The sequence below is a fragment of the Bartonella sp. CE47NXGY genome, assembly GCF_042195415.1.
GTDB lineage: Bacteria > Pseudomonadota > Alphaproteobacteria > Rhizobiales > Rhizobiaceae > Bartonella.
Genome location: NZ_JBHIOI010000017.1, coordinates 24,441 through 34,384, shown reverse-complemented (window position 1 = coordinate 34,384; position 9,944 = coordinate 24,441). Strand labels below are relative to the sequence as shown.

Here is a 9,944-nt window from a genome sequence, read left to right as displayed (position 1 = left end):
TTTTTAGTCCATAATTTTACCAATTGGTCTATTTACCTAAAATTTGACCGTACAGAGCGTTTTATATTACAGATATGGTTTTTTCCATCGTAAAATCTTTAAATCGCTTTGTACGGTACCTTTTTGTCGATTTAAATGCACGTCTAATCGTAAAATGATCAGCACTTTTCACTAGTTTGCTGTGAACCAAAGCGTTTCATTATCCCACCAATGCCATTTAAAGTTTCTTCAAGCTCTTGCTTGTGAACAAGCGTTATAGGCGTTGAATGCTCTTTCCCTGCTTGTTCTTTCAACTCCTTTTCACGGAATCTCAAAACAGCATTGCGTACAAAATTGGCTTTTCTCAAAAGATCGTTTTCTAAATCACGACACAACCTGACAAGTTCTCGTGTGCTCGGAAAAAACGTATCGGATAAACAATTTATTTCATCACATAAAATCCGTTTGACCACTGTCATCAGTGACCATGCAGAGACATTTTCCAAAACCATTCCATAGGTCAACGCCATTCCCTCATGGTCTGATTGTTGTGCTATTTTCAAACCACACGACAGCATGCGAATAGCTTTTGCTATATCCTCTTTACCTGCTTTCACGGCGAAGAGCTCTTGCAATTGATCACCAGCTTCTAAAGCAATCGATTCCTGCTGTTTCGTTAATTGGCTGCCATCCTTCAAAACAAACGGACCGCTCGGAGGTATCATCGCATGAATGTGTTTCAAAATACCCTCGATTTCCGATATCAAGGAGACTGTCTGCGATACGCTCCCCAATGCTTTTTTGCTTTTGAGTGTAATTTCCATTGTTTCCACCATTGTTGTTCGTGTTTTTTGTTTTTTCTAAAACCTCGATAGCCTTTCGTACCCAGTTACGCCATGTTGCTTGCCAATCGGTTTTGGTTGCATTTGCTCCGGCTTTTGAACGCCAATAATCTCGAAATTTTGCGATTTCGACTTTCACGCGCTCTGGAGGCAAGCCCTCTGCAATGGCAAAATCGTAATCGGGTTCAAAATCCGCAGGCAATCGACAACCGCGATTAGCTTGCGCTCGTTTTGCTTTTTTGGGAACGTTCTCTTGCTCGTGAATGGGAGGTTGGTTGTCTGATGATGTTGTGATTTGCTCTGATGTGGTCTCAACAGCAGCAACCTCTGTTGGCTCGTCAACCTGTTCGTTTGTTTCTAAACTTTCAGAACCAATTTCTTTTTTTGCTAAAACGATAGTTTTAGTTTTTTTATATATATGTTATTGTCTATGTTAATGTGTTTCATCATGACATCATCATGGTCTTTTGATGAGTCATCTTTATGTTTTTTTCTCTTAGTATTCGCAGCTTTTATAGCTTTTTCTGAAAGTTTATTTAAATTCTCATTGCAATTTTTTAATTCTTCTTCAACATCGAGATTCCATAAACGACCATCTTCTAAACGAATGATGTATCCCTCTTCTAGCAAAACATTCAATGCTGTCTCAAATTTCTTTACTGAATAACCAGTGTAATGAGATAAAACTTTAATATTACAAAAAAGAGGTTCACCAGTACGAAGCATGCGAAATCGCAATCTCATATAGATATTACCTTCTACAGTACAGAAGGTAAATAATCGACGACCACCGCCCATTTATCGGCAAACAGTCTCGTCCATGGTATTTTACTGGACATGTATATCCCCTTCTTTCATTAAATATAAAATTGCTAAAGCATCTGCTTCGTTGTCATCTTTAGGCACATGTCCTTTTGCACATACCGCCTTAATCATTTCTTCTTTTGAAGCATTTCCTTTGCCTGTCGTTGCTTTCTTAATGGTAGCAATAGGAATGCCTTCATATGGTATCTGATGATGTTCACACCACGCTGTTAAGGTTGCTAGAAAGCCTCCGTAAATATGAGAAGCGTCTGTACCCACATGCCGGCGCACCTCTTCAAAATATACCGCGTCAATTTCATCAACAGATCTCTTTAGTTCAGTAAGCCACCGTTTAAAGCGTAAATAACGCATACCACCGCCTTCAAAACGGCGTGATTGAAAATCTTCTGTATCGCTTGTTATGTGACCATCCGCACCGCATATTGCCCAGCCTGTCTTGGTCCCTAGATCAAGATATAAAATGGTTTGTGCGTTAGTGATCATAATCCCCCCTTAAGGCTCTACGTATTTATATGTGTGTTATGACAGAACGTGTTGTGATTGCTTGTCTTGAAAAAATGTTTTTGAAAAAGTATCCTCCCAACGATTCTAAAAAAGTGGGGGGAGTTATGATACAAGAATGGATAAAGATATTTCTTACAGGTTTCCTGTCATTTATCGGATCTCTTTCAGTAGCGCTTATTTTAAGAAATAAAGACCGTAAAGAAGCCGCTAAAATCCGCAAAGATGATTTAGAAACAGCTGCAAAAAAACGAGAAGAAGATAGAGAATGGATAAGCAAGCAATTTGCAGAAAGCCAAGAACAGACGATAGTCCTTAAAGAGCAAGCAATATCGACAAAAGATCTTGCCAAATGGTCAGAAGAACATATTAAAATTTTGTTAGATAACAAAAGAGTAGAGGATTTAGGAACGCCACCTTCTATATATATAACTGGACCCCACTTGCCAACAAAAGGCAAGTGGACGCTTCTTTGTTTAAAGATAAAAAACAATGCACAAACTGTCATCCACGTTTTAAATATAAAGCTAAAAGATGGTTCTCGCTTTATTCTTGGATATGGCATTAGATACAAACCGGAAATAAGATTGCGGCAAATGCAATCACCATATGTTAATCCTGATGCCAGACCAACGTCACACACAATATCATCCGGATACTGTGAGAAAGCAAAGGATTTTCGAACGGGACAAGAAATCGATGTTAATATTTCTATAGCTCCCTCAGAAGATAAGTACACAGGAATCCTTATTTTTGTAGCTGCGCGTGAAGAAGATATAAAAGCCCAAGTTACTTTAATCATTACTCATACATCCCCATTGAAACCAGAAACAACAATGACTGTAACGACACAAACCGACCTCATAGACTTTAAAAAATTGGATTAACTCAGATTCAGACACACACTGCATGCATCATCTATTAATTCAATTTCTTCTTTTCTTTTTTCGATGAGTTTATCCCTTAAGAAATCAAGCTTACTTTTGACTAAGGCTGTAAACAATATCAGCTCATTTAAGCGATAAAAAGATGACAACTCTTGAGAAAAATAATTATCAAACCAAGTTGTAAAAGCTTGCGTAAACACAGATAAAAACCATTGATTAAAATCATCGTACGGAAATAACGGAAAATATTTTCTATCATCACGCGCAAAGATACTATGCAGCATATAGACAAGAAAACCTGTTGATGAGGGATCTATCCTTATTTCAAAACATGTATCTTGAGGCGAACGGAGACCATAATATATGGTTTTCTGTCCAATCTTATTAACAAGATCAATCAACTGGACTTTGCTTATAGTGATCTGTAGGACATCTATCATCTCTGATCTTTCTTCTTTAAGAATGTGAATGATGCTGTTGATGTTCATTCTTTTCTGTGGGAGAAGTAGTAAAAGCAGGCATAGGGCTAGAACTATCCTTCAACTTTTGCAGCTTGAGATAATTTATTACGGAGATAGATCCTCTTTTTTCCCACTTGCAAACAGCTGCTTGAGTTACACCAAGCATTTTCGCCATTTCTGATTGTGTCCAATTAAATTTGCCCCGTATTGACTTAGTCAAATTCTTAAAATCTTCTCGTTGATCCATTTACAAGCTCCAATTACAGCTTTGTCTTATTTTATTCATATAATTATAGTTATATAAAGTCAATGAAAATTATCTTTATCAACGATAAAAAAATAAGGTAAGCAGAAGTATGAGTAATAAATCTAATATCATAAGCACATTAAAAAAGATTTTGACCGAGTTTAACTTAACGCAAGAAGATGTAGCCAAACGGCTAAACGTAACACAAGCTTCAGTGTCTAAGTGGTTAAAAGATTCTGATCCACGCGGCTCTAATCGAGATGCCATTTTAGAATTATATAAAGAACTAAAAGGGGATAATCACTTCACAACTTTTGTTCCTCTTATGGGGTATATTGGAACAGGAACACAGATAGATCCAAGTTTTGAACAAATCCCTGAAGATGGTCTTGAACAAGTAGAAATTCCTTTTGCTTTACCTGATGATATGGTTGCTTTTGAAGTTAAAGGAGATTCTATGATTCCAGCCTATAAAGATGGAGATATGGTTATCGTAAGACGGCGCCAAATTAAAACAATAGAATCCTTTTTTGGCAAAGAAGCCGTTATTTTAACACATGATAATAAAAGATATATAAAGCAGATTAGCAGGGGAATGAATGGTGAAATAGATCTGCTTTCTTGGAATGCCTTACCTATTAAGAATGTTAAAATTGTGTGGGTTGGAGAGATATTTGCTATTTTGCCAATAAGTTCTTACAGCAAGATGATTCGGACTTATCGCTAATTATCCTCCCCTCTTATTCAGCAAGATATTATAATATTTTTTATAAAAATATAACTTTTTATAATTTTTTGCTTGCTATTTTATAATTATAGTTATATAAGTAATTATATAAACCACGCACAAACAATCGCCAAGAGGCGTTAGGGAGGAAAAATTATGGATAAGCCAATTCTTATAAATTCCAATGAAACTTTATTAGTTGCCTACGATAAAGATCAACACATTGCAGAGTCTGGACCACTTGATGCAAGCCAAATTCTAAGCATTGTTGATGAGGTAGATGATGCAATCCAAATCTTTCGCATCAATCCTTCTGAGAATAATTGTGAAGATATCTCTGAAGAGATTGCAGAAGCATATGTAAAAGAAAATATCGAACATCTCCATGAGGATAGTGAGGTTCATGACTTTGTACGCGAAAGTGATGTTTACCAAGAACTTTTAGACGAGATCGCAGACGAAAAATATAATGATGAGATTTACGGTACTTACGAACAACAACACCGTTTGCGTCCTTGTGATGTGCTTTAAATTCTGAAGGGCGCATTTAAAAGCGCCCCCTTTCATTCATCAATCCCATCAACATGAGGTTCGTAATGGAAAAGCTTCTTGCTACTCAATACAATATTATCCAGCATCAAAAGGTTCAAACTATTAGCGCTCGTGATTTATATACCTTTTTAGAGGTAAAAACCGAGTTTAGAAAGTGGATAACAAACTGTATTAAAGAACTTAGCTTTAGAGAAGATGTCGACTTTGTACTTTCTACTAAAGAATTATCAAACTCCTCACGTGGAAATCCTTTTAAAGATTATGCTCTCACTTTAGACACAGCAAAACACATTGCCATTTGTGAACCTGGTCTCAAAGGTAAACAAGTGCGTGAATATTTTCTGAAATGCGAAAAAAAAGTAAATTCAAAAATCGATTATTCAAATCCTGAAACATTAGAAGATTTCTTAAGACATCTAAGACAGCAAATCAAGCACAATGACAATGTTGTCACAACGAATGGAGTGAAGCATGCATAATTTTATCACAACATCTGAAAGAAATTTTCAAAATACAACAGTTCAAACGATGTCTAGTCGTGAAATTGCAGAGTTATGCGGTAAGCAACATGCGCATATTATGCGTGATATTCGACAAATGTTAGGAGAATTATATCCTGAAGGGGGTCAATCCAAATTTGGATCCACCTATTTAGATAAACAGGGTAAGCCCCAAAACTGTTACAACCTCCCTAAACGCGAATGCCTCATTTTAGTTTCTGGTTACAGCATGACATTACGTGCTAGGATTATAGACCGTTGGCAAGAATTAGAAAAGCAAGCAGCAATACCACAAATCGACTACTCAAGTCCTCAAGTTATGCTTGGTGTTTTAACGTATCTCAAAAATGAAAATGAACAAAAAGATAACATTATTGCAAATTTAAAACCAAAGGCAATGGCTCTTGAAAGCTTACAGCGCCATGATGGACTCTTCGGTCTTACAGAAGCCGCTAAAATACTCGAGATGCAACCAAAACAGTTCATTCTCTTCTTACAGCAAAAAGGTTGGGTTTACAGACGAGCAGCAGGTGGAAATTTGCTTCCTTATCAAGACAAAATCCAAAAGAAACTTATGGATTGTCCAACTATCACACTTCAAACCGCAAGTGGAATAGAAAAAGTCATTCCTTGCGCAAAAATCACAGCAAAAGGAATTGGTGTGCTGTCTCAAGAGCTTAAAAGACAAAGCATGCATTAAAAGCAACAATTATGGAAAAGAAATACGAATTTACTGATAAAATCGATATAGTTTATAAGCGCCGATTTTTTAATTTTTTATTTGACAAAATACTATCAGTATGTCTATTGCCGAATCAGGTGCCTAGAAAACACCTTAAAATACCAAGCGGATTGGTTGCCGAAATAATCAGTCTTCTGAACATTAAAGATTTTGACTCATTATATGCTGTAGCATATAATGGTCTTGTCGGGTGTAGTTACACTATACAATACCCTCACGGGAAAGGTGTGACGACGGACTTGGTACCGTGTTTTCTAGCACCCGGCACTCTTTTAGAGTGTCAATAGAAAACCTCTATTACCAAGGAGTTCACAGTGAACACACTTATAGAAATTAAAGAAAGCACTGCTAATAGTGCTACCACTCAGACTATGTCGAGTCGTGAAATTGCAGAATTATGTGGTAAAGAACATCGGAATGTTATGCGGGATATTCGGCAAATACTCACTGAGCTCAAAATTGAGCTGAGTGAATTTGCAGGATTCTACAGAGATTCAATAGGTCGTACTCTTCCTTGCTACAATCTTCCCAAACGTGAGTGTTTAATTCTTGTTTCGGGTTATAGCACTGCTTTACGAGCAAAGATTATTGACCGCTGGCAAGAATTGGAAAGACAAGTAGCAACACCACAAATAAATCTTGCCAATGCTTTGGAAAATCCTCTTACGATTAAACAGCTCCTTTTAGAGAGTATCAATCAATTAGAAGACTTAAGAAATGAGGTGAGTACACTCAAGCCTAAAGCAGAAGCTTTGGAAGGTTTAAAACGCTCTGATGGTTTATTCGGTCTTATCGAAGCAGCGAAGATGTTGGAGGTGCGCCCAAAGGACTTAACCAATTACTTGCGTAAACATGATTGGGTGTATCGACGGGCTCCAGGGGCGCCTCTGTTACCTTATCAGGATAAAATCAAAAAAGGTTTCATGGACTGTCCTGCTATCACTATCCAAAGACCAGATGGTACAGAAAAGGTACTCCCTTCAACAAAAATCACATCCAGAGGATTGGCTTGTTTGAGAGAACAAATCTTTGGGGGTGTGCAATGAATACCAGTATCGACTTTTTATGTGATTTGTGGATAGCGTTGTCTCAGTTTATCAATTGTGAATACGTAGATGACAAAGACTGTAGTGACTTGGTTGACATCATGAGCATAGTAGAAAAAGCTTTGATTTTAAAACTTCAAGATGAAATTCCAAATATTACAAAGATTCTAGCAGTTTTAACGGATTTTGGAGATTCAGAGCTGCCCCATAGAATGGATTCTTTGTTGCGAGCTTATGATCCGAGTTTGCAGAAGCCCGTCACGAAAGCGGCTTAGTTTTAAACAATTGATTTCATCTCCTCGTCCTATAGGACGAGGAGGGGATTAAGTAACATAAAAAAGAGAAAGGTAATGAGATGATATTTGATGATGGAGATAGATATGTAACGACACGTGAGTGTGCACAGCTTTTTAGTGTATCCACAACAACGATTCGCAATTGGGTGCTTCAGGGTTTGTTTCCGGAGCCATATAAGCTAGGGAGAGCAGTGAGGTGGAGAAAGAAAAAGATCTTAGCCTTCACTCCAAAGAAAAATAAGGAGCAAATTAGATAAAATTATATAAACTGTAGAAGGTGGTCTAAAAATGGTTATTTAAAGAAAAAAACTGTATATTTCAATATTTTAAACACAAAAAGTGGTGCCCAGACGCGGATTCGAACCACGGACACGCGGATTTTCAGTCCGCTGCTCTACCAACTGAGCTATCTGGGCATGCTTCATAAAAAATATAAAGCGTTTGCGGTTATAACATTAAAATTTTCTCTGTCCAGTCATCAAAAGAAAAATAATTGATTTTTTGATAAGTTTATCTCCCTATTCTAGAGCGTTATCAATGAATCTTTATCATAAAATAAATTTGATAGGTATATTGGACACTTTAGTGTATTGTTATTAGAATGCTGTCTTATCGTGGTGGTGATACGAAAAAAAGTTAAGAGAATCAATCGAGAAGAATGATTAAGAAAGATTTTTTTATAAAGTTTCCCTAAATTTTAAGCATACGAAATAAGAGACAACATTTTTGACTTTTTTCTAAAAAGATTATTGATTAGTCTTTATAATAATTTGTTTTTCTTTATAAAGAAAGAAAAACATCTAAAAGGGGAGAAATAATGATAATGTTACAAAAACCAAGTAATCGTCCCAATAATACTAATTTTTCTTCAGGCCCTTGTAGCAAACGGCCTGGTTGGACTCTTGATGTTCTTAAAAATGCATTAGTTGGGCGTTCACATAGATCTAGAGAAGCAGAATTAAAACTTGCTGAAGTTGTTAATTTAACCCGTGAGATTCTTGAGGTTCCTTCTGATCATCGTATAGGAATTATGCCAGGATCAGATACCGGTGCTGTTGAGGCTGCTCTATGGTCTCTATTAGGTGAGCGTGGCATTGATATGGCAGCGTGGGAAAGTTTTGGGTTTGGGTGGAATAAAGATGTTGTCGAGCAATTAAAGCTTTCTGATGTGCGTCGTTTTGAAGCTCCTTATGGTGAAATACCAGATTTAACACAACTTGACTTTGATCGGGATGTTGTTTTTACATGGAATGGGACAACTTCTGGTGTGCGTATTCCTAATGCGGATTTCATTCCGCATAAGCGGGCTGGATTGACCATTTGTGATGCAACATCGGCAGCTTTTGCGCAATATCTTGATTTTTCAAAATTAGATGTTGTTACTTTTTCATGGCAGAAAGTTTTGGGAGGTGAGGCTGCACATGGTATGGTGATTTTAAGTCCTCGTGCTGTTGAGAGGCTTGAGAATCATGTTCCAGCTTGGCCTATGCCCCAACTTTTCTATATGACAAAAAATGGAAAATTGAACGAAGATATTTTTAAAGGAAAGATCATCAATACACCTTCTATGCTTTGTGTTGAGGATTTTCTTGATGGGTTGAAGTGGGCAAAATCTCTAGGAGGTGCAGCGGCATTAAGAGCAAGGGTTGAGAAAAATTTTTCTGTACTTGATGCTTTTGTTCGCAAAACGCCATGGTTAGAATATTTGGCAAAAGATCCTGAAGTGCGTTCTAACACCGCTATTTGTTTAGATATTGTGGATCCAGTGATTACTGCTTTGGATACGGAAAAGCGAGTATCTTTTATAAAAGCGGTTGTGAAGCGTCTTGATGAGGAAGGGGTTGCTTATGATATCGGTTCGTATCGCGATGCTCCTCCTGGGCTTCGAATTTGGGCGGGTATAACAATTGAGGCTTCCGATCTTGAAATTTTAACACAATGGCTTGAGTGGGCGTTCCAAGTTGAAAAAGCACAGCTTTAAATAATTACTGTTGATTTTCACAACGTGTTTTTAAACAAAAAAGGATACGAGAGATTATGATGATCTTTCGTATTCTTGTATCAGACAAACAGCCTCTAAATATTACATGAATTGTAAAAGATTAAGACGGGGAATGAATGCTTTGTCAGGTGTTGGATACGCACAAATTAAAATCTCTAATGTTTTTACTTTTTGTAGCGAAAATGACAGATTTAAAATATTTGGGTATTTGCTTATCTTTATTATCATAAATTTGAAAATTTAATCACTTGAAGATTGAGAAAAATCTGAAATGAGGAGTCGCACTTGCTCTAAGGTTTCGTTATAAAGAAGAGTTTGTTTTTGAATGCTGGTTTTT

The 9,944-nt window shown here is 36.9% G+C and carries 13 protein-coding genes, 1 tRNA gene and 1 pseudogene; 9 read left to right on the top strand and 6 right to left on the bottom strand.

Annotated elements, in window-relative coordinates; all coding sequences use genetic code 11:
• Window positions 1-158: 158 nt before the first annotated feature.
• From ACFIL3_RS06315 to ACFIL3_RS06305, 3 genes and pseudogenes are all read right to left on the bottom strand, one after another.
• Window positions 159-677, bottom strand: coding sequence for a hypothetical protein (locus ACFIL3_RS06315; protein WP_375627947.1), 519 nt, complete (start codon window positions 675-677; stop codon window positions 159-161).
• Window positions 619-1,660: pseudogene (locus tag ACFIL3_RS06310) on the bottom strand (hypothetical protein). The gene ACFIL3_RS06315 and the pseudogene ACFIL3_RS06310 overlap by 59 nt, the downstream one beginning before the upstream one ends.
• Entirely contained in the window at window positions 1,650-2,129 is a 480-nt protein-coding gene (locus ACFIL3_RS06305; protein WP_375627943.1) for a crossover junction endodeoxyribonuclease RuvC, read from the bottom strand. Before ACFIL3_RS06305 ends, ACFIL3_RS06310 begins: the two are co-directional and overlap by 11 nt.
• A 29-nt stretch (window positions 2,130-2,158) precedes the next feature.
• Between ACFIL3_RS06305 and ACFIL3_RS06300 the strand changes: the two genes are divergently transcribed.
• Entirely contained in the window at window positions 2,159-3,034 is an 876-nt protein-coding gene (locus ACFIL3_RS06300; RefSeq protein ID WP_375613832.1) for a hypothetical protein, read from the top strand.
• Here the strand turns inward: ACFIL3_RS06300 and ACFIL3_RS06295 are convergent.
• Together ACFIL3_RS06295 and ACFIL3_RS06290 are read right to left on the bottom strand one after the other, a co-directional pair.
• Window positions 3,031-3,435, bottom strand: a complete 405-nt coding sequence (locus ACFIL3_RS06295; protein WP_375674645.1) for a hypothetical protein — start codon at window positions 3,433-3,435, stop codon at window positions 3,031-3,033. The genes ACFIL3_RS06300 and ACFIL3_RS06295 overlap by 4 nt on opposite strands.
• A gap of 55 nt (window positions 3,436-3,490) precedes the next feature.
• Window positions 3,491-3,742: a helix-turn-helix transcriptional regulator gene (locus tag ACFIL3_RS06290; RefSeq protein ID WP_375628405.1), complete on the bottom strand. Its 252-nt coding sequence runs from the start codon at window positions 3,740-3,742 to the stop codon at window positions 3,491-3,493.
• A gap of 109 nt (window positions 3,743-3,851) precedes the next feature.
• Between ACFIL3_RS06290 and ACFIL3_RS06285 the strand changes: the two genes are divergently transcribed.
• From ACFIL3_RS06285 to ACFIL3_RS06255, 7 genes are all read left to right on the top strand, one after another.
• Entirely contained in the window at window positions 3,852-4,469 is a 618-nt protein-coding gene (locus ACFIL3_RS06285) for a helix-turn-helix transcriptional regulator (RefSeq protein ID WP_375613830.1), read from the top strand.
• Window positions 4,470-4,625: 156 nt separating this feature from the next.
• Window positions 4,626-5,000 (top strand): hypothetical protein, encoded by a 375-nt coding sequence (locus tag ACFIL3_RS06280; protein ID WP_375674647.1) that lies wholly within the window; start codon window positions 4,626-4,628, stop codon window positions 4,998-5,000.
• Between the two features lie 65 nt (window positions 5,001-5,065).
• Window positions 5,066-5,500: an antA/AntB antirepressor family protein gene (locus ACFIL3_RS06275; RefSeq protein WP_375613828.1), complete on the top strand. Its 435-nt coding sequence runs from the start codon at window positions 5,066-5,068 to the stop codon at window positions 5,498-5,500.
• Window positions 5,493-6,221 (top strand): Rha family transcriptional regulator, encoded by a 729-nt coding sequence (locus tag ACFIL3_RS06270; protein WP_375681936.1) that lies wholly within the window; start codon window positions 5,493-5,495, stop codon window positions 6,219-6,221. Before ACFIL3_RS06275 ends, ACFIL3_RS06270 begins: the two co-directional genes overlap by 8 nt.
• A 356-nt stretch (window positions 6,222-6,577) precedes the next feature.
• The gene (locus tag ACFIL3_RS06265) at window positions 6,578-7,309 is read left to right on the top strand and encodes a phage antirepressor KilAC domain-containing protein (RefSeq protein WP_375612050.1); all 732 of its coding nucleotides are present in this window, start codon (window positions 6,578-6,580) and stop codon (window positions 7,307-7,309) included.
• Window positions 7,306-7,584: a hypothetical protein gene (locus ACFIL3_RS06260; RefSeq protein ID WP_375612051.1), complete on the top strand. Its 279-nt coding sequence runs from the start codon at window positions 7,306-7,308 to the stop codon at window positions 7,582-7,584. Before ACFIL3_RS06265 ends, ACFIL3_RS06260 begins: the two co-directional genes overlap by 4 nt.
• Before the next feature lie 80 nt (window positions 7,585-7,664).
• Entirely contained in the window at window positions 7,665-7,862 is a 198-nt protein-coding gene (locus ACFIL3_RS06255) for a helix-turn-helix transcriptional regulator (RefSeq protein ID WP_375612052.1), read from the top strand.
• 83 nt (window positions 7,863-7,945) lie between these two features.
• On the opposite strand, the gene ACFIL3_RS06250 is transcribed toward ACFIL3_RS06255, so the two are convergent.
• Window positions 7,946-8,021, bottom strand: a tRNA-Phe gene (locus ACFIL3_RS06250).
• Window positions 8,022-8,422: 401 nt separating this feature from the next.
• Here ACFIL3_RS06250 and ACFIL3_RS06245 point away from each other — a divergent pair.
• On the top strand, window positions 8,423-9,586 hold the full coding sequence (locus ACFIL3_RS06245) for a phosphoserine transaminase (RefSeq protein ID WP_375613717.1): 1,164 nt from the start codon (window positions 8,423-8,425) through the stop codon (window positions 9,584-9,586).
• The last annotated feature ends 358 nt before the right edge of the window (window positions 9,587-9,944 follow it).

What these genes read in the sequence shown, in the direction of transcription:
- ACFIL3_RS06305 (WP_375627943.1), bottom strand. Translation starts at nt 2,129, where the DNA reads ATGATCACTAACGCACAAACCATTTTATATCTTGATCTAGGGACCAAG.
- ACFIL3_RS06300 (WP_375613832.1), top strand. Translation starts at nt 2,159, where the DNA reads ATGTGTGTTATGACAGAACGTGTTGTGATTGCTTGTCTTGAAAAAATG.
- ACFIL3_RS06290 (WP_375628405.1), bottom strand. Translation starts at nt 3,742, where the DNA reads ATGGATCAACGAGAAGATTTTAAGAATTTGACTAAGTCAATACGGGGC.
- ACFIL3_RS06285 (WP_375613830.1), top strand. Translation starts at nt 3,852, where the DNA reads ATGAGTAATAAATCTAATATCATAAGCACATTAAAAAAGATTTTGACC.
- ACFIL3_RS06280 (WP_375674647.1), top strand. Translation starts at nt 4,626, where the DNA reads ATGGATAAGCCAATTCTTATAAATTCCAATGAAACTTTATTAGTTGCC.
- ACFIL3_RS06275 (WP_375613828.1), top strand. Translation starts at nt 5,066, where the DNA reads ATGGAAAAGCTTCTTGCTACTCAATACAATATTATCCAGCATCAAAAG.
- ACFIL3_RS06270 (WP_375681936.1), top strand. Translation starts at nt 5,493, where the DNA reads ATGCATAATTTTATCACAACATCTGAAAGAAATTTTCAAAATACAACA.
- ACFIL3_RS06260 (WP_375612051.1), top strand. Translation starts at nt 7,306, where the DNA reads ATGAATACCAGTATCGACTTTTTATGTGATTTGTGGATAGCGTTGTCT.
- ACFIL3_RS06255 (WP_375612052.1), top strand. Translation starts at nt 7,665, where the DNA reads ATGATATTTGATGATGGAGATAGATATGTAACGACACGTGAGTGTGCA.
- ACFIL3_RS06245 (WP_375613717.1), top strand. Translation starts at nt 8,423, where the DNA reads ATGATAATGTTACAAAAACCAAGTAATCGTCCCAATAATACTAATTTT.